A 17,751-nucleotide genomic window follows, 5' to 3' on the forward strand; every position below is an offset into this window, starting at 1 on the left:
TCCATAACAACAATAAAAGGGACAACACATGTTCAAGCCTGAACGGGGCATCACCTGCCTGCGCCTGGCCCTGCTGGCAGCACTGGCTTTGCCAGTGCATACCCGCGCCGACTTCGTCGCCGACAGCCAGGGCAGCCTGGAGCTGCGCAACTTCTACCAGAATCGCGACTTTCGCCAGAGCGGTGCCAAGGCCTCGCAAGTCGGCAACTGGTCGCAAGCCTTCATGCTCCGAATGCAGTCGGGTTTCACCGACGGGCCTGTCGGGTTCGGGCTGGATTATCTCGGCCTGCTGGGGGTCAAGCTTGACTCAGGGCGTGGCCGCAGCGGCGACGGCACGCTGCCTTTTGGCTCGCAATCACGCCGGCCGGTGGACGACTTCAGCCACATGGGGGTTACCGGCAAGCTGCGCGTGGCCAAGACCCGACTCGACGTCGGCATCCTCACCCCGACCTTGCCCGTGGTCTTCCGTGATGACATGCGCCTGATGCCCCAGACGTTCGATGGCGCGCTGCTGCAGTCGCAGGACGTCGAACGGCTGACCCTCACCGCCGGGCAACTCTGGCGCTCGCGCACCCGCGAATCGTCAGGCAGCGACCGCATGTACCTGGCCGGGCGAAGCGCCGACTTCGACAGCGGCGCCTTTGATGTACTCGGCGCCAGCTATGACGTGGGCCACGGCTTGATCGCCAGCGTCTTTCGCGGCGAACTGCACGACGTCTACCGGCAAGACTACTACGGCCTGGTGCACACGCTGCCACTGGGGCCAGGGATGTCGCTGCTCACCGACCTGCGCTACTTCGACAGCAACAGCGCCGGCACTGCCAAGGCCGGCAGCGTCGACAACCGCAACTTCAACATGATGAGCACCTTCAGTGTTGGCGCGCACAAGGTTGGCGTGGGCTACCAGCGCATGTACGGCAATGACGCCTTCCCCACCCTGAACGGCTACACCCCGCCGTACACCGCCAACCTGGTCACGATCGGCACCTTCAGCAGTGCCGGCGAGGTCTCCTGGCAGGCCCGCTATGACTACAACTTCGTCGCCCTTGGGCTACCGGGGCTGAGCTTCATGACCCGCTACGTGCGGGGCGACGAGATCCGCACCAGCGCTGCCGACGGCCATGAGTGGGAACGCGACACCGACCTCACCTACGTGATTCAGGCCGGCTACTTCCAGGGCCTGGGCCTGCGTTGGCGCAACGCGGCCTATCGCTCCAGCTACGCCAGCGACATGGACGAGAACCGGCTGATCCTCAGCTACACCCTGAAACTCTGGTGAATCCCCCTACACCTGCCCTTCGAGGTACTTCCATGAGCCAGACCTTCGAGACGCTGCAACACACGCAGAGCACTGCCAGCACCCACCGCCAGGTCAGTTGGCGGATCATGCCGCTGCTGCTGATCAGCTACGTGTTCGCCCACCTGGACCGCATCAACATCGGCTTCGCCAAACTGCAGATGAGCAACGACCTGCAATTCTCCGACACCGTGTACGGCCTGGGGGCCGGGCTGTTCTTCGTCGCCTATGCGATGTTTGGCGTGCCGGCCAACCTGGTGCTCGACAAGCTCGGCCCGCGGCGCTGGATCGCCCTGATGATGGTGACCTGGGGGCTGCTCTCCAGTGCCATGCTGCTAATTGAAAGTGCCCAGGGTTTCTACGCCCTGCGTTTCGGCCTCGGGGTGGCCGAAGCCGGTTTCTTCCCGGGCATTCTGGTCTACCTGTACCGCTGGTTCCCGGCTGGGCGCAGGGCGTCGATCACGGCCCTGTTCACCCTGGCGGTGCCCATGGCCGGCGTAGTCGGCGGCCCGGTATCGGGCTGGATCCTCGAACACATGCAAGACACCGCCGGGCTGCGCGGCTGGCAGTGGATGTTCCTGATCGAAGGCCTGCCAGTCGTGGCGCTGGGCCTGGTGATACTGGCGCGGCTCGACGACCGCATCGAAGACGCACGCTGGCTCAGCGACGCGCAGAAGCAGACGTTGCAGCAAACGCTGGCCGGCGAAGAAGCGCGCAAACAGATCAGTTCCTGGCGCGGCATCTTTGCCAATGGCCAGGTCTGGCTGCTGGTGGCGATCTATTTCGCGGTCATGCTGGCGGTCAACACCCTGGCCTTCTGGATGCCTGCGCTGATCCACGGCTCGGGGATTGCACACGACAGCCAGGTTGGCCTGCTCAGTGCCCTGCCCTATCTGGCGGGCTGCTTCTTCATGATTGCCGTGGGGCGTTCTTCAGACCACCACAAAGAGCGGCGCTGGCACTTGTGCGTGCCGATTCTGATGTGCGCGTTGGGCTTGACCCTGACCGGCCTGCAGCCGCAGTCACCGCTATGGGTCATGGCCGGCCTGGCCATTGCCGGCATGGGCGCCAGCAGCGCATTGCCGATGTTCTGGCAGTTGCCACCCGCCTATCTGGCCGGCCCGATATTGGCGCCGGGGCTGGCGCTGATCAGCTCGCTGGGCAGTGTCGCCGCTTTCGTGGCGCCTTACCTGATCGGCTGGATGCGCGACAACACGCAAAGTGCCAGCCTGGCGCTGTACCTGTTGTCGCTGGTGATCGCCTTGGGGGCGCTGCTGGTGCTGCGTACCTCGGCTGCGGTGGTCAACCCACGCTGAGGCGAGGTACGCAGGCAGGCGTGGCTAGGCCGCGCCAGCCTTCAGCAACTATCCCTCTCAGGGACGAACTGCAGTCACTTCGATCTCAACACGCCAGGCTGGGTGAGCCAAGCCTGCAATCTGGAACGCGGAACGTGCAGGCAGGACTGGCTGCTTGGCGTCTGGGCCGAAGAACTGGGTGTAGCCGGCCATGAAGCCGTCGAAGTCCATCTTGCCGCCGTTCTCCGGGCCGCCTACCAGGAATACCTGCATCTTCACCACATCCTTCAGGCCCAGACCGAGGTCTTTGAGCTGCTTCTGGATGTTCTCGAGCACATTGATGGTTTGTGCTTTGGTATCACCGAAGGATTCCAGCGAATCCTTGGCTGCCTCTGGGTGGATAGCCGACGGAACCGAGCCGCTCAGGTAAACGACGGTCTTGCCTGCGGGGACTTCGACAGCTGCCGAAATGGGGAAACTGCCTGCGCTATGGCGCACGACATCCTGTGCATGAACGCTCCCGGCACCAGCAATTGTCAGGGCCAATGCAGCAACGGTCTTGAAAGCGACCTTCATGTGTTTCTCCTAATTGATTACCACGGGTGATGTGCACGCCTCGACGAGGCGTGCACGGTCATTCCATTGTCGTAGCGGGGTTTAGAATCGATACAGGCTAAACGGTGTTGGGTCCAGCACCGGGGCTTTGCCCAGCAGCAGGTCGGCCGTCAACTCGGAAGACACCGGGCTTTCTGTCATGCCCCAACCGGTCGCGGTATTGATGACCAGGCCAGAGTATTCCTTGACGGTCGAAATGATCGGGTTTTCGTCCGGGGCGATCGCCATGGCGCCGCTCCACTGATCGATCAGTTTCGACTCGGCGAAGGCTGGGAATTCGACCTTGAGTTTTGCCAGCGAGGCATTGAGCTCTGGAAGATCAGGGGCCGCCGTCATCAGCCTGTTTTTCTCGAACGGCGACACTTCATCCAGCTTCCAGCTGGTTGGCTGCAGGAACGAATCGATCAACTGCTTGTTGAGCGAGACGTGAACCGGGAAGTCCGGGATGGCCAGCAGTGGCAGGTACTTGTAGCCATACATGAAGGACTCTTTGACCACCGGCGCAACCACGACGCGCGGCGAGGTGGCGTAGGTGCCGTCAGCTTGCTCGCGGAAGTAGATGTTCCCTGGCAACGCAACGTTACCGCCCGGTGCACGAGGTGCCGCGCTGATGATCTGCTGGGACTGGTAGGCAGGCAAGGTCGGTACATCGACACCCAGGTTCTGCATGAACAACCTGGACCAGGCACCGCCGGCCACGACGACGCGAGAGGTCTTGATGGCGCCCTTCTCGGTGACCACGTCGGAGATGGCACCTGCTTGGGTTTCCAGCCCACGCGCAGCGCAGTGGGTGTAGATGCGCACGCCCATTTTCTTGGCGTACTCGGCCATAACGTACGAGGCACGCTCGGCGTCCAGGCTGCCCGAGTCTTCCTCGAAGCCTGCGATCTTCCAGCTGGACGAGGCACCGCGCAGGCGCTGCTCAAGTTCAGTGCCTTGAATGATGCGGGTCTTGAAGGGGATGTCGGAGCCAACCTCACGGGTTTTGAGGTCGATCCACTTTCTGACGCCTTCCAGGTCCTCTTCATCGAAAGGCACTTCGACACGGCCTTGGGTGCGGTAGCTGGTGTCAGCACCCACCTTGGCATTCATCTCGCGCCAGCGTTGCTTGGCAAGGTGGTGCAACTGGAAGGTCGCATCCGGCATCTTGTAGGTCATGACCTGGCCATAGAACCGGCAGGACTGCTCGCCGGCAATATCACCTTTCTCAACGATGACGACCGACAGGCCACGCTCGACCAGGTTGATCGCGGTGGTAAGACCGAGAATGCCCGCGCCGATGACGACCACGTCTGCTTGCTTGGGCAGCACACCCTCGGTGCCTTCGACAAAACCGAACCGCGGTTTGCCGGGAATCAACCGACCCTCGCGCGTCAGCATAGGGGTAAGAATCCCCGCACCTGCCGCAGCTGCCACAACGCCGCCGCCAATCAAAAACTTACGCCTGGTCATTCCCATGACACTTTCCTTACCTAGCATTCAGTATCGGTTACATCAGCCCGAACAACGGGCGCATGCAAGGCCGACAGCCCACCTGGCCAACTATGCGGCCATTGTGTGAGGCTGACGGTTCAAATTGAGGGCGGCTATTCTGGTGATGCAGCACTGCGGGAGGAATCGCTGGGGGCAAATACTTAGTTCATGTATTTCGTAACTTTCACACAAAGGACATAAATAGTTGATATGGCGACGCGGCGACTGCGTAAGTGGCGCTGTCCATACGTTGGCAATTAGCCGACCACACCTTCTTTGAACTAATTGGTTAACCCTGCGCCCTAAGCCTGAGCAGCAAGACCATTGCCACTCACTAGAAAGGTTCGATCATTTATGAAACGTGAACAGATTGAAGGTGTTGCAGAGCAGGTAACCGGTAAAGCACAGAGCGCGGTGGGTCGGCTGATTGACGACCCTGCCCTGGCAGCTGAGGGTGATGGGCGCCAGCTCGCAGGCCAACTCACCAAAAGCTACGGTGACGCATTGAATAACGTTTCTACTTTTGTGAAAGAGAAGCCCATCGCAGCGCTGGCCATTGGCGCAGCCATCACGTTAGTTCTGAGCCGCCTGTTGCGGCGTTGAGGTTCAAGCGCGTGATGTTCAGCTTCCTGGGTTGATGAAGTACCCACGGCAACTAAGCCCCTAACCAAAAGGCCCGCCATTTCAGCGATGCGCGGGCGCTCTATCGTGGTAACAGGCCTTGCCGCAGAATGGGGGCTGCTGTGCAGCCCATCGCAGCGGCCCCCAGGCCCTAACTGACTGAAACCCAAGGAAGAAAGAATGTCGGACCACTGTGGGATGCTTGCTCAACAAAAATACCAGCTGACATCAAAAAAACTGTTCCTCGTTTTACTAGGGGTTTTATCGCACACGCAAATACCCCACGCCTTCGCAGAAAACGCCAATGGCAAAAATCTCTATGTGCAACGATGTGCGGTATGCCACGGAGCAGATATCAAGGGAACCGGGGCGTTAGCCACTAAAAGCAACCCTCCCACACCTGACCTTACAACGGCTGCCTTCAAGAAACGCCTGAACGATTAACCAGGCGTTATTGTGGCGTCAGTGATACTTCGACCAAATTAAAACGCCGGCACCACATCACCGTGATAGCGATCGAGGATGAACGCCTTCACCTGCGGCGAGTTCAACAACGCCCCCAGCTTTTGCACCGCAGGGTCGTTGGCCTTGTCCCGGCGCACATACAGGTAATTGGCATACGGCGACTCAGCACTTTCGATAAACAGCGCATCCTTGTGCGGCACCAGCTTGGCCTCCAGCGCGTAGTTGGCGTTGATCAGCGCCATGTCTACCTGGCCCAGTACGCGCGGCAGCATGGCGGCTTCAAGCTCCTTGAACTTCAGGTGCTTGGGGTTGCTGGTGATGTCGGCGGCGGTTGCCATGATGTTGCTCGGGTCCTTGAGGGTGATCAGCCCCTGCTTGGCGATCAAAAGCAGTGCGCGCCCGGAGTTGGTGGGGTCGTTGGGGATCGCGACGGTAGCGCCGTCCTGCAGTTCGGCGACCGATTTGATCTTGCTGGAGTAGGCACCAAACGGTTCGATATGCACGGCCACGACCGGTACCTGATCGCTGCTCGGGCGGTCTTTCTGGTACGCCTCGTAATAAGGCTTGCTCTGGAAGTAGTTGGCGTCCAGTCGGCCCTCGTCAACCTGGCGGTCCGGCTGGATGTAGTCAGTGAACACCTTGACCTCAAGCTCCACCCCCTGTTTGGCCAATTCGGGCTTGAGGAACTCGAGGATTTCGGCGTGAGGCACGGGCACCACGGCGATCTTGAGCGTTTCGGCCTGTGCAGTACCGAGGGTGGCCGCCAGCAGGGCAAGCGAAAGTGCAATGCGCTTCACGAGAGTGTTCCTTCGAATCGTTTGAGGGTGAAAGAGGACAGATCAAGGTCGGTGGAGCCGCGGGTGCACCACTGTGCAAAGGCTTCGCCCAAGGCAGCCGAGTGTTTGAAACCATGACCAGAACAGGCCGACACCACCAGGGTGTGCTTGAGCGTGGGGTGTTGGTCGATGATGAAGTGCCTGTCCGGGGTGACGGTGTAAGCGCACACGGCCGACTTGAGGACTTTGTCGGTAACCCCGGCAATACGGCCTTGCACTTGCTGCTCGTACATTGCGCGAGCTTGTTCGGCAGACACACTGCGGTCCAGCAAGTCGGGCTGCGAAGCCGTGTGGTACTGGGCCGTGGCAATTTTCAAGCTGCCCTCGCCGGGCTGCGCAGGGAAGCCGTAGTTGATGTTGTTGTCGCCGCGCCCATGGGTGAGGATGAACGTGGGCGTTGCGCCCTCCAGGCCTGCACCCGGCTCAAGCTCAAACCAGAACAGCATTTGCCGGTAGACACTCAGCAACCGGTCGAAGGGCTCACCCAACAACCCGCCCGCCCAGTTACCGGCGCTGAACACCAGCTTGCCGGCCTTGACCGTGCGCAGGTTGGTGGTAACCGTGACGCCGTGCTCATCCGAGCGGATGCCGGTCACCGTTTCGCCGGTGTGCAATGTAGCGCCGTGCTGCGCTGCCAAACGCAACTGCACCTCGATGCAGCGCTCGGGGCGCACGAAGCCGCCACCGGGCTCGAAGTAACCGATCGCGTCATCGCGCACGTGTGCGAATTGTGGGAAGCGCTGGCGGATTTGCTTGGCATCGAGCACTTCGTGTTCGATGCCATAGGCCTTGGCCAACCCGATGGTGCGCAGGGTGAAGTCGCTTTTATCGTCGGGGTCGAAGTCGGGGCTGGACGTCAGTGCGAGCAGGCCAGACTGTTCGAACAACGACTCGCCGGACAGCGCTTCCAGTTCTCGCCAGAGCTGCTGGGCCCGTTTGACGATGGGCACATACTGCGCGCCCTCGCCTACAGAAAGCCGGGTGATGCGTGTATCGCCGTGGCTTGAGCCAAGGGTATGCGGGGGGTGATAGCGGTCGATACCGACCACATCAACACCCGCCTTGGCCAACTGATACACGGTGGCGGCGCCCATGGCGCCCAGACCGATGACGATGACTTCACAGTGCTCCACGGGCAGCGCTCGCTCAAAAAGGCGCTAGTTGAAAGCAGGCAGGCTCGGGAGACAAAGAATTAAAGGGTATATCGTTATGCCTATGTGCTCACTGGAAGGCCTGAGCCAGAGCGGGTCAAGACTTTCAGGGGCCGGCTTGCCCCACAGGTAACTGCGCAGGCTCAGACCTTGTGAGGACTCTGTGGGAGCGGGCTTGTCCCGCGAATGGGGCTACGCGGTGCATGGCACCGGCTTCGCCGGTGTTCGCGGGGCAAGCCCGCTCCCACGATGCGTCAATTTTTAGAAATTGCGCAAGACAGTTGCTCCCATAGGCCTCACCTGAATCAATTCTTGGGGCGGATGCTCTTAACCGTGGCGCCTTCAATCCAGGTGGTTGATGCACACCACCTTAGGCTGGGTCATGTCCTCATAGGCAAACCGCACCCCTTCGCGGCCCAGGCTGCCGTACTTGAAGCCCCCAAACGGCATGGCGTCGAAGCGGTAATCGGAGGAGTCGTTGATCATCACGCCACCGGCCTCGATCCGCCGCGCCAGCTTCAGCGCCGTCGACAGGTCTCGGGTGAATACCCCTGCATGAAGGCTGTATTCCGGGGCATTGGCCAGGGCAACGGCCTGGTCGAGGGTGTCGAACGGCTCCAGGATTACTACGGGGGCGAACACTTCCTGCAGCCAGATACGGCTGTCGTGGCTGACCGTTTCCAGTACCGTAGGTGCGTACAGAGCACCTTGCCGGCGATGACCGCAAAGCAGCGTCGCCCCCTGCCCCAGCGCTTCGTCTACTAGTTGCTCGGTACGGCGAGCCGCCTGCTCGGTAACCATCGGGCCAACATCCGTGTCCGGGCTGGCGGGGTCACCCAGTTGCAAAGCTTTGGATTGCGCGACGAACTGCTCGCGGAAGGCTTCGTACACTGCGCGCTGCACCAGAATCCGTTGCGTGCCGATGCAGTTCTGCCCCGCCGCCCAGAAGGCCCCAGAGACACAGGACTCCACGGTCGGCCCCAGGTCGCAGTCCTCCAGCACCAGTACAGGCGCATTGCCGCCCAGGTCCATGGCGAGCTTTTTGAGCCCTGCGCTGCGGGCGACCGATTCGCCGGTGGCAAAACCGCCGGTGAACGAAATCATGCGCACCTCACGCAGCTCGACCAGCGCCTTGCCCAGTTCGACTCCACCGGTTGCCGTGGTCACCACGTTTTCGCCAAGCCCGGCCTGCACCAGGCAATCGACCAGTTTCAACGCCGACAACGGCGCAAGTTCAGACGGTTTGAGGATCACCGCATTGCCCCCGGCAATCGCCGGGCCCAGCTTGTGCGCCACCAGGTTCAGCGGGTCGTTGTAGGGCGTGATCGCGACAATCAGGCCCAGCGGTTCGCGGCTGAACCAGCCTTGGCGGGCTTCGGACCCTTCATAGGCTTCGAACGGCACCACCTCCCCGGCATTGCGTCGGGCTTCTTCGGCGGACAGCTTCAGCGTGTTCACACAGCGCTTCACTTCCTTCTGGGCCTGACGCAGAGTTTTACCGGCTTCGGCCACGATCAAGTTGGCGAACACAGCCGCATCGGCTTCGACCAACCGCGCCGCTTCTTCAAGAATGCGCGCGCGACGGTGCCGGGGCATCGCTGCACTTTCAAGGCACCCCGCCCGTGCGCGTGCCAGCAAGGCGGGCACGGCCGTAGCGTCCAGATTGGGCACACGCCCCACCAGACGGCCGTCGAAGGGGCTGAACACGTCGATGTGGCTCGGCGCTACAGCGTGAACACTGGCCATGCGAGATACGCTCATAAAGGCTCCGTTACTGACGCGGGGTGGTGTGCAGGGCGATGATGTCGGAGAGCAAGGCATAGGCGGTTTCGATACGCCCTGCGCCCGGCCCGGACACCGTGACCGCCCCCAGCAGCGCGCTGTTGAACGACACCGCATTGACCGCGCCATTGATGCCGGCAAGCGGATGATCGAGCGGCAACAAACGCGCTTCGACACTCGCGGACACCGTGCCGTCAGCGCCCTTGCTGGCAGCGCCGATCAGTTTCCAGCACTGCCCCGTGGCATGCGCCTTGACGATATCCGACGCACTGATGCCGCTGATGCCCGAGCACATCACGTCGCTGACGCTCAAGCGCGCATCCAGCAACTCGTTGGCCAGGATCACCACCTTCAGGCGCACGTCAAAGCCTTCGACATCTGCCGTAGGGTCGGCCTCTGCGTACCCCAGTTGCTGCGCCTGGGCCACCGCATCCGCGAACGACATGCCGTCTTTCATGCGGGTCAGCACGTAATTGGAGGTGCCGTTCAGAATGCCTTCGAAGCCATGAATCTGCGAACCTGCCAAGGCCTGCTTGGCCAGGCGGATCACCGGGGTGCCGCTCATGACCGCGCCTTCGTATTCGAACGCGACATTGTGGCGGCGCGCCAGCGCCTTCAGTTCGGCGCCGTGCAATGCAATCGGCCCCTTGTTGGTGGTCACCACATGGATGCCACTCTCCAGCGCCCAGCGGCAGAAGGTGGCTGCCGGCTCGCCATCGACCGGGTTGGTGAAGGTAGCCTCAGCGATGATGTCCGCGCCGGACTGCTTGATGACGGTCTCGTTGAACGCCTCGGCAGTGCCCCCTGCAATCAGGGCGAGCGCGCCCTTTTCGGCGGGCAAGGCTGCCAGCGCGGCAGCGTCCAGGCCATTGCGGTCGACCACCGAACCGAGGAACAGGTCGGTGACGCCGACGATCTTCAGGCTGAAGCCGAGGGTGGCCTGCCAGCTGTCATTATGCGTTGCGATCAACTGGGCCAGGCCTCTATTGACACCGCCAAAACCGACCAGGGCAATGTTGTATTCAGTCACGAAGGCATTCCTTTTTGCTGTTGTTTGATGGGCCTAGCGTACGAGCCAGCTACGGGCAGTTGAATAGGCCAAAGTGCCGTATTTATTGGGCGTTCTGCCCACACGCGAAATGGCCACTTTACGGATGCCACAGGTAGCTCGCGTTCCCTGTAGGAGCGGCCTTGTGTCGCGAAAGGGTCGCAGAACGCCCCCCAGGTTTCAGCATCGCCGCCTGAATTGTGGGGGCTGCTCTGCAGCCCTTTCGCGACACAAGGCCGCTCCTACAGAAAGGGGCACGCGCAGGGGAGAATGGGGATTAGAAGACAGCGGAGAGAACAAACGAGGTAACGGTGTTTTCAACACCCGGCATGCCGGCGATTTCTTTCCAGACGGCGTGGACCCGTTCCGGGGTCGCCGCAGCAACCCTCAGCATCAAGTCGAACTCGCCACTGAGCACTTCGCACTGGATCACTTCAGGTAAGGTGCGCAATTTGGCCAGCACGTCGTCCCCGCGCATGCGGTCGTAGCGATAGACGAAAATCGCCGCGCTAATCAACGATGAAGGGCGGCGGGAATCCCCCAGCCGAACGGTGTAGCCCTGTATCGCGCCATCGCGTTCAAGCCGTTCGATACGCTGGCGCACCGCATTGCGCGAGAGGTTCACCTTGGCCCCGAGTTCGGCATGGGCGATCCGCGCATTGGCAGTCAATTCGGCAAGAATGCGCTCGTCCAGCGGGTCGAGGATGCGCTTCATGTAGGCCTCGACTGCGCTGCCAGCAGGGCCTGGCACAAGCCATCAAGGTCCCCTCTGCACAGGGCTGGCGGCCCGTCTTGCACCTCGGGCTGCGGTGCAAGCTCACCCTCCCACACGCCCAACTGCGCCAACAGCGCAGCCGACTTGGCCGGCGCGATCTGGCCCAGGGTCACCATCGGTGCGCCCAGGCTGCGTCGATGCATGCGGCCGGCCAGCGCGCCGACAGCCGTGTGCGGGTCGACCAGCGCTGCGGCTTGCGCGCGCAGCTTGATGACTTCGCGGCGCACCTCGGCCTCATCCACCGCATAAGAGTCGAACAACACCCGCGCCTGAAGCCATTGCGCATTGCCGATGCTTAATTCACCGCAAGCCTCGAACTGCGCCATCAGTGCCGCAACGCTGCTGCCACTGCGCCCGTACAGCTCCCAGATGAAGCGCTCCAGGTTCGAATAGAGCGAGAAGTCCATGGCCGGTGACAATGTGCGCTGACTGGCGTGCGGCGCGTAGCGATTGCGGTGCAGAAACCGGTGGAGGGCATCGTTGCTGTTGGTCGACACGATCACCTGGTTGATCGGCAGGCCCATTTTCTGCGCAATGAAGCCGGCGTAGATCTCCGCGAAACTCGCTGCGGGCACACTGAACCCGACCGGGCGGGTGCCGCCCCCCAGTTGCAGCCCCGCGTGGAAGTAGAACACGATCTGGGCAAGTACCCCGACCCAGTTGGTGGAGTTGAAACACACCGGTATCAACCCTTCCAGCGGCCAGGCACGGAACAGCCGCGCCACCAGGGTCTGGCAGTCATCGAAACTGCCATCGACGGGTATCAGCTGAACACTGGCGGGGTCACCCGCCTGCAAGGCGGCCAGGCGGTCTGCCGGGATCTCGTTGCGGGGGTAGAGAATCGCCAAGCGCACCTTCGGCCTGGAAGCGAAGGCTTGGATGGCGGCAATGCCGGTATCGCCATTGGTGGCACCGACCACCAACGCCGCTTCGTCCGACTGCTCGAGAAAGTGGCTGACCAGCCGCGCCTGAAGCTGTGCGGCAAAGTCCTTTGAGGTGTGGGTAGGGCCATGAAACAGCTGCAGGATCCATTCGTTATGGCCAATCTGCTGCAGCGGCGTGATGGCGCGATGGCTGAAGGCCTTGTAGCTGTCGCTGAGCAGCGCACGCAAGGCTTGATTATCGATGGCATCGCCGACAAAAGGCGCGATCACCCGCCAGACCAGCTCATCGAACGGCAGCCATGACCAACTGGCGATCTCCTCAGGGCTGATCACCGGCAAGTGTGCTGGCACATACAGCCCGCCATCAGCGGCAGGCCCCGACAGCACCACCTCACGGAAGTCCGCCCGTACATCACCGTTGCGGGTACTTACGTAGTGCATGAAAACTCCACAGGGTTACGAAGGCCGGTGCGCGTGTGCCACCAGCCAGGAAGAAAACAGCGCGGCATCGGGCGGCAATGGGCGGCCCTGCTCGCGTACCAGGTAAAACGACTCGCTCGCTTCGATGCGCTGGCTGAACGGCGCGACCAATTGGCCGTCCCTGAGCAGGTCCTCGACCACCGAGGACCGCGCCAGCGCCACCCCCTGCCCCAGCTCGGCCATGCGGATGGTCGACACCAGGGTGTCGAACTGCAGCCCGCGCGAATAATCGACATCGTCCGCGCCCACCCGCTTGAGCCAATACCCCCAGCCCTCCTCATAGCCCAGCACATGCAGCAGCGGGTGGTGCCTGAGGTCGCGTGGTTCGCGAATGGCCGAGCGCGCCATCAGTGCCGGCGAGCACACCGGCACCAACACGTCCCAGGTCAAGCGTTGGGCATGCAGGCCGGGCCATTCGCCATTGCCCCAGCGCACTTCCAGGTCGTCCTCGCCATCGGGCGCCTTGACCCAGAGATTGCTGATGTAGCGGATATCGATGTGCGGGTGCTGGCGGCTGAAGTCCGGCAGCCGCGGGGCAAGCCAGTACTGCAGAAACGACAGGCTGCCACGCACCTTCACGGGGCCGCGCTTGTGCTGGCCGAAAATCTCGTTGGTGCCCACCGCCAGGCGGCTGATCGCATCCTGCACCACCGGCAGGTACGACTGCCCTTCTTCGGTCAGGCCCAGGCCCCTGGGCAAGCGCTTGAACAAGGCCACGCCCAGGTGGCTTTCGAGTTGCCGAATCTGCTGGCTTACCGCGCCTTGGGTAAGGTGCAGTTCCTCCGCCGCGTGGGTAAAGTTCAAGGCGCGTGCCGACACTTCGAACGACCGCAGCCAGTTGAGCGGCGGCAGGGATTTTTGCTTCATCGACACGACCTCGTTCACCGTTGAATCTGTGCATCATGAACCGGTTTGTTCAGGTCGCGCCAACACCCGCGCCTGCCGATGCCGCAGCCGCCAGGCGCTGTGCACGTTTGTTGCGGGTCACCCAGTAGACGAAGTAGCACCAGGCAATGAACGGGATGCCGAAATACAGGGCAACGCGCTGCTCCGGGTCGAAGGCAATGCCGACACACGCCAGCACGCAACAGGCAATCGCGCCCAGCGGCACCCACGGGTAGCCGCGCACCCTGAAGTGCAGGTCTTCGACCCGGCCACCATTGGCCACATAGTGTCGGCGGAAGGCGATCTGGCTGGCGGCGATGCTCATCCACACCACCACCACCGCCAGGCCGGAAATCGACACCAGCGCCAAGTACACCGTGTCTGGCGCCAGCACGCTGCTGAGCAACGACGCCGCGGCGCCGGCCATGCTCAGCATGATGGCGTTGACCGGCGTGCCGCGTGGCGACAGGCGGGCGAAGCACTTGGGCATATGGCCCTGGTCACTGAGCGTCCACAGCATCCGCGAGGCCGCGTACAACCCGGAGTTTGCGGCCGACAGCAGCGCGGTGAGGATCACGAAGTTCATGATGTCTGCCGAGTACGGAATACCGATCAGGTCGAAGACCATGACGAACGGGCTTTCGACCAGGCCTGCCTGTTCACGCGGCAGCAAGGTGGCCAGGACAATGATGGTGCCGACGAAGAACAACGCCAATCGTACTACCGTAGTACGTATCGCCTTGGGCACGCTGTCCTGTGGGTCTTTTGCCTCACCGGCGGCAATGCCGATGAGTTCGGTGCCGGAGAAGGCGAACGACACCGCCAGCAACGTCATTGCGATCGGCAGCAAGCCGGTCGGGAACAAGCCTTCGCGGGTGAAGTTGGACAGCCCGATGCCCTGCACGTGCTGCACATCGAGCAGGCCAAAAATCGCCGCCCCGCCGATGGCGATGAAGGCGATCACCGTCAGCACCTTGACCAGCGACAGCCAGAATTCGGTTTCGGCAAACAGGCGTACCGACACCACGTTGCTGACCAGTACCGTGATCGCGAACAACGCGCTCCAGATCCACACCGGCGTGTCGGGGAACCAGCGCACCATCAGGATACCCGCCGCGGTGAACTCCGAGCCGATCGCTACCGTCCAGGTCAACCAGTACAGCCAGGCCACCGTGTACCCGGTGCCAGGCCCCAAATAGCGGGTTGCATAACTGCTGAACGAGCCGGTTTCGGGCATCTGCACCGCCAGTTCACCCAGGCAGACCATCACCAGGTAGACCATGACCGCGCCGACGATATAGGCGATGACCGCGCCCAAGGGCCCGGCCTGGTTGACCGTGTAGCCTGACGTCAGAAACAGGCCAGTGCCGATCACGCCGCCCAGCGCCAGCATGACGATATGGCGCGTGTGCATCTCTTTCTTGTACCCGGCCGGGTGGCCCGACGCCGCGTTTGAGTGTTCGGTGGACATAGTTGAGTTCTCATGAAGTGGCTGGCACAGCAGCCGGCAGGCGACCCTGAGGCCGCCACCGTCGCTGTGTCAGCGGCTGTTATTGTTATGGCTTTCATGAATCATGAAGGGCGTGCCCGACGCCTCAGGTGGACACTTCGACGTGCCGGCCACAGGTGTCGCTGCCCTGCCCCTGCGCGCGTTCGACCTGCACAGCGGTGAACGCCTGGCGCAGGTCTTCCAGCAGGTCGGCGGTATCCTCGATGCCGACCGACACCCGCACCAGGCCTTCTGAGATGCCCAGTGCCTGGCGCTCTTCCAGGGTGTTTTCCACGTGGCTGGTTGTCCGTGCCGGCCCGTAGATGGTTTCCACTGCACCCAGGTTGCCGGCGCGGTGGGCGTAGCGCAGCTTGGGCAGCAACTTGACGACAGTGCCCATCCCGCCCACCAGCACGAAACTGACGATGGCGCCAAAGCCGCGCATCTGCGCACTGGCGATCGCGTGGCCTGGGTGCCCAGGCAACCCGGGGTAGTTGACCGACTCGACCAACGGCTCGCTGCACAGGTACTCAGCCAGAGCCTGGGCGCTGGCCTGCTGCTGGCGCAGACGCAGCGCCAGGGTCTTGATGCCGCGAATGATCAGGTACGCGGAAAACGGGTCCAGCGAAGCGCCGTTGATTTCGCGGTAGTGACGCACCTGCGCCATCAAGGCTTCGCTGCCGCAGACCACCCCGCCCAACACATCGCCATGGCCGGAAAGGAACTTGGTCGCACTGTGCACCACCACATCGACGCCCAGCAGCAGCGGGTTCTGGTTCAGTGGCGTGGCGAAGGTGTTGTCGGCAACGACCAAGGCACCCACACGCTTTGCTGCAGCCACCAAGCGGCGGATGTCGAGGATTTTCAGCGTCGGATTGCTCGGGGTCTCCAGGTAGACCACATCGCAACCCTGGGCGATTTGACGCTCCATGGCGTCGGTGTCGAGGGTGTCGCACAGCGTCACCTCGACGCCCTGACGGGGGAGGAATTCTTCGAAAATCTTGTTGGTGCCGCCGTAGCTGTCGCGGGTCGAGACCACGCGTTTGCCATTGCACAGGAAGGTATGCAGCACACCGCTGATGGCCGCCATACCGGTGCTGAAGGCCACGGCCGACTCGGCGTGTTCCAGTGCACAGAGCTTGTCCTCGAGGACCGCAACCGTCGGGTTGCTCATGCGGCTGTAGATGAAGCCCGGCTGCTTGCCCAGCGCAATGTCGTACCAGGCGTCGATATCCTGGTAGCCGTAGGCGGCACTGGCGATGATCGGGGTTTGGGTGGCATTGAAGGGGTGCTCGACGTGTTCCCCCTCCCACACCACCCGCGTCCCGATACCCGGCTGCACGCCGTTAGCGACCTTTGCTTGGTTATTCATGTCATTGTCTCGCATCGATGAAACACGGCGGTGTTTCGACTGGTCTGCGAGGACTATAGAGCGCACCTGCGCCCATGAAAAACGATGCAATTGGGCCCTAAGGGGCGCTTATTTTAATGGCTTACCAAGCCGCCTGAGCCGGGCATGCCATCCGGGTTTTACGCATTACCCGGTAGGAGCAGCCTTGTGCTGCGAAGAGGCCAGTGATAGCAACGAACATTGTTGTGTTTTCACCGGCCTCTTCGCAGCGCAAGGCTGCTCCTACACAGATTGGGGGCGCAGCGCTATTGCACATGAGCCTGCAGCGCTTGCTGGTCGGCATGGTAGGAGGAACGCACCAGCGGCCCGGACGCCACGTTCTTGAAGCCCATCGCCAAGGCCTGTTCGGCAAACCAGGCGAAGGTGTCCGGGTGCACGAAGCGCTGCACCGGCAGGTGGCTGCGCGACGGTTGCAGGTATTGCCCCAGGGTCAGCATGTCGACCTGGTGCTCGCGCATGCGCTGCATCACCTCGATCACTTCTTCATCGGTTTCACCCAGACCCAGCATCAGCCCGGATTTGGTCGGTACGCTGGGCACACGGCGTTTGAAATTCTCCAGCAGGTCCAGCGACCACTCGAAGTCCGAGCCCGGCCGTGCCGCCTTGTACAGGCGCGGCACGGTTTCCAGGTTGTGGTTGAACACGTCCGGCGGCTCCTGCGCGGTGATGGCCAGGGCCACGTCCATGCGCCCGCGGTAGTCCGGCACCAGGGTTTCCAGCTTGACGCCCGGCGACAGCGTGCGGATTTCACGCAGGCAGTCGACGAAGTGCTGGGCGCCGCCGTCGCGCAGGTCATCGCGGTCCACCGAGGTGATCACCACGTACTTCAGGCGCAGGTCGGCAATGGCAATCGCCAGGTTCTTCGGCTCATCGGCATCCAGCGGTTTCGGCCGCCCGTGGCCGACGTCGCAGAATGGGCAACGGCGGGTGCAGATGTCACCCATGATCATGAAGGTCGCCGTGCCACCGGAGAAGCACTCGCCCAGGTTCGGGCATGAGGCTTCTTCGCAAACACTGTGCAGCTTGTGCTTGCGCAGCAGCGCCTTGACCCGTGCGACCTCGGGTGACGTGGCAATGCCCACGCGAATCCAGTCAGGTTTGCGCGGCACCTCCTCGGTGGGCAGGATCTTCACCGGGATGCGCGCCACCTTGTCGGCGCCGCGCAGTTTCACACCGGTTTGCAGGGGCTGCGGGCGCGTGGCGGCAGGCAGGGTCTGGTTCATGTTCATGCTCCGGCAATCAAG

At 62.3% G+C, this 17,751-nt stretch carries 15 protein-coding genes and 1 pseudogene; 4 read left to right on the forward strand and 12 right to left on the reverse strand.

Features of this window, described 5'->3' with window-relative positions:
* Window positions 1-28: 28 nt before the first annotated feature.
* Both HU764_RS15190 and HU764_RS15195 read left to right on the forward strand, forming a co-directional pair.
* Window positions 29-1,279, forward strand: coding sequence for an OprD family porin (locus tag HU764_RS15190; protein ID WP_186703407.1), 1,251 nt, complete (start codon window positions 29-31; stop codon window positions 1,277-1,279).
* Window positions 1,280-1,311: 32 nt separating this feature from the next.
* Window positions 1,312-2,613 carry an MFS transporter gene (locus HU764_RS15195; RefSeq protein WP_186703408.1) on the forward strand — a complete coding sequence of 434 codons (1,302 nt, stop codon included), beginning with the start codon at window positions 1,312-1,314 and terminating at the stop codon, window positions 2,611-2,613.
* Between the two features lie 57 nt (window positions 2,614-2,670).
* Here HU764_RS15195 and HU764_RS15200 read toward each other — a convergent pair whose 3' ends face one another.
* Both HU764_RS15200 and HU764_RS15205 read right to left on the reverse strand, forming a co-directional pair.
* Window positions 2,671-3,168, reverse strand: a complete 498-nt coding sequence (locus tag HU764_RS15200) for a RidA family protein (protein ID WP_033694339.1) — start codon at window positions 3,166-3,168, stop codon at window positions 2,671-2,673.
* Window positions 3,169-3,249: 81 nt separating this feature from the next.
* The gene (locus tag HU764_RS15205; RefSeq protein ID WP_202883856.1) at window positions 3,250-4,641 is read right to left on the reverse strand and encodes an NAD(P)/FAD-dependent oxidoreductase; all 1,392 of its coding nucleotides are present in this window, start codon (window positions 4,639-4,641) and stop codon (window positions 3,250-3,252) included.
* A gap of 393 nt (window positions 4,642-5,034) precedes the next feature.
* On the opposite strand from HU764_RS15205, the gene HU764_RS15210 reads away from it, so the two are divergent.
* Together HU764_RS15210 and HU764_RS15215 are read left to right on the forward strand one after the other, a co-directional pair.
* Window positions 5,035-5,283 (forward strand): CsbD family protein, encoded by a 249-nt coding sequence (locus tag HU764_RS15210; RefSeq protein WP_186682438.1) that lies wholly within the window; start codon window positions 5,035-5,037, stop codon window positions 5,281-5,283.
* 216 nt (window positions 5,284-5,499) lie between these two features.
* A pseudogene (locus HU764_RS15215) lies at window positions 5,500-5,742 on the forward strand (c-type cytochrome); the annotation flags it as partial.
* A 41-nt stretch (window positions 5,743-5,783) separates the two neighbouring features.
* Here HU764_RS15215 and HU764_RS15220 read toward each other — a convergent pair.
* From HU764_RS15220 to lipA, 10 genes are all read right to left on the reverse strand, one after another.
* Window positions 5,784-6,563 (reverse strand): MetQ/NlpA family ABC transporter substrate-binding protein, encoded by a 780-nt coding sequence (locus HU764_RS15220; RefSeq protein ID WP_186682440.1) that lies wholly within the window; start codon window positions 6,561-6,563, stop codon window positions 5,784-5,786.
* The gene (gene solA, locus HU764_RS15225; RefSeq protein WP_186703409.1) at window positions 6,560-7,735 is read right to left on the reverse strand and encodes an N-methyl-L-tryptophan oxidase; all 1,176 of its coding nucleotides are present in this window, start codon (window positions 7,733-7,735) and stop codon (window positions 6,560-6,562) included. The genes HU764_RS15220 and solA overlap by 4 nt, the downstream gene beginning before the upstream one ends.
* 360 nt (window positions 7,736-8,095) lie before the next feature.
* Window positions 8,096-9,514: an aldehyde dehydrogenase family protein gene (locus HU764_RS15230; RefSeq protein WP_186703410.1), complete on the reverse strand. Its 1,419-nt coding sequence runs from the start codon at window positions 9,512-9,514 to the stop codon at window positions 8,096-8,098.
* A 10-nt stretch (window positions 9,515-9,524) separates the two neighbouring features.
* Window positions 9,525-10,565: a homoserine dehydrogenase gene (locus HU764_RS15235; RefSeq protein WP_186703411.1), complete on the reverse strand. Its 1,041-nt coding sequence runs from the start codon at window positions 10,563-10,565 to the stop codon at window positions 9,525-9,527.
* A 295-nt stretch (window positions 10,566-10,860) separates the two neighbouring features.
* A complete protein-coding gene (locus HU764_RS15240; protein ID WP_027596349.1) occupies window positions 10,861-11,298 on the reverse strand; it encodes an Lrp/AsnC family transcriptional regulator in 438 nt (145 codons plus the stop codon).
* Complete coding sequence (gene thrC / locus HU764_RS15245; RefSeq protein WP_186682447.1) at window positions 11,295-12,683, reverse strand: threonine synthase; 1,389 nt, start codon at window positions 12,681-12,683, stop codon at window positions 11,295-11,297. The genes HU764_RS15240 and thrC overlap by 4 nt, the downstream gene beginning before the upstream one ends.
* Window positions 12,684-12,698: 15 nt before the next feature.
* Window positions 12,699-13,589 carry a LysR substrate-binding domain-containing protein gene (locus tag HU764_RS15250; RefSeq protein WP_099454474.1) on the reverse strand — a complete coding sequence of 297 codons (891 nt, stop codon included), beginning with the start codon at window positions 13,587-13,589 and terminating at the stop codon, window positions 12,699-12,701.
* A 49-nt stretch (window positions 13,590-13,638) separates the two neighbouring features.
* Window positions 13,639-15,078 carry an amino acid permease gene (locus HU764_RS15255; RefSeq protein WP_186682449.1) on the reverse strand — a complete coding sequence of 480 codons (1,440 nt, stop codon included), beginning with the start codon at window positions 15,076-15,078 and terminating at the stop codon, window positions 13,639-13,641.
* A 124-nt stretch (window positions 15,079-15,202) separates the two neighbouring features.
* The gene (locus HU764_RS15260; RefSeq protein ID WP_186682451.1) at window positions 15,203-16,468 is read right to left on the reverse strand and encodes a cystathionine gamma-synthase family protein; all 1,266 of its coding nucleotides are present in this window, start codon (window positions 16,466-16,468) and stop codon (window positions 15,203-15,205) included.
* Window positions 16,469-16,752: 284 nt separating this feature from the next.
* Entirely contained in the window at window positions 16,753-17,730 is a 978-nt protein-coding gene (gene lipA, locus HU764_RS15265; protein WP_225935661.1) for a lipoyl synthase, read from the reverse strand.
* Between the last annotated feature and the right edge of the window lie 21 nt (window positions 17,731-17,751).

Source organism: Pseudomonas kermanshahensis, assembly GCF_014269205.2.
Classification (GTDB): domain Bacteria; phylum Pseudomonadota; class Gammaproteobacteria; order Pseudomonadales; family Pseudomonadaceae; genus Aquipseudomonas; species Aquipseudomonas kermanshahensis.

Bases quoted from the DNA above. Each gene is read 5' to 3' on its own strand.
- HU764_RS15190 (WP_186703407.1), top strand. From the start codon at position 29: ATGTTCAAGCCTGAACGGGGCATCACCTGCCTGCGCCTGGCCCTGCTG.
- HU764_RS15195 (WP_186703408.1), top strand. From the start codon at position 1,312: ATGAGCCAGACCTTCGAGACGCTGCAACACACGCAGAGCACTGCCAGC.
- HU764_RS15200 (WP_033694339.1), bottom strand. From the start codon at position 3,168: ATGAAGGTCGCTTTCAAGACCGTTGCTGCATTGGCCCTGACAATTGCT.
- HU764_RS15210 (WP_186682438.1), top strand. From the start codon at position 5,035: ATGAAACGTGAACAGATTGAAGGTGTTGCAGAGCAGGTAACCGGTAAA.
- HU764_RS15230 (WP_186703410.1), bottom strand. From the start codon at position 9,514: ATGAGCGTATCTCGCATGGCCAGTGTTCACGCTGTAGCGCCGAGCCAC.
- HU764_RS15240 (WP_027596349.1), bottom strand. From the start codon at position 11,298: ATGAAGCGCATCCTCGACCCGCTGGACGAGCGCATTCTTGCCGAATTG.
- thrC (WP_186682447.1), bottom strand. From the start codon at position 12,683: ATGCACTACGTAAGTACCCGCAACGGTGATGTACGGGCGGACTTCCGT.
- HU764_RS15250 (WP_099454474.1), bottom strand. From the start codon at position 13,589: ATGAAGCAAAAATCCCTGCCGCCGCTCAACTGGCTGCGGTCGTTCGAA.
- HU764_RS15255 (WP_186682449.1), bottom strand. From the start codon at position 15,078: ATGTCCACCGAACACTCAAACGCGGCGTCGGGCCACCCGGCCGGGTAC.
- HU764_RS15260 (WP_186682451.1), bottom strand. From the start codon at position 16,468: ATGAATAACCAAGCAAAGGTCGCTAACGGCGTGCAGCCGGGTATCGGG.
- lipA (WP_225935661.1), bottom strand. From the start codon at position 17,730: ATGAACCAGACCCTGCCTGCCGCCACGCGCCCGCAGCCCCTGCAAACC.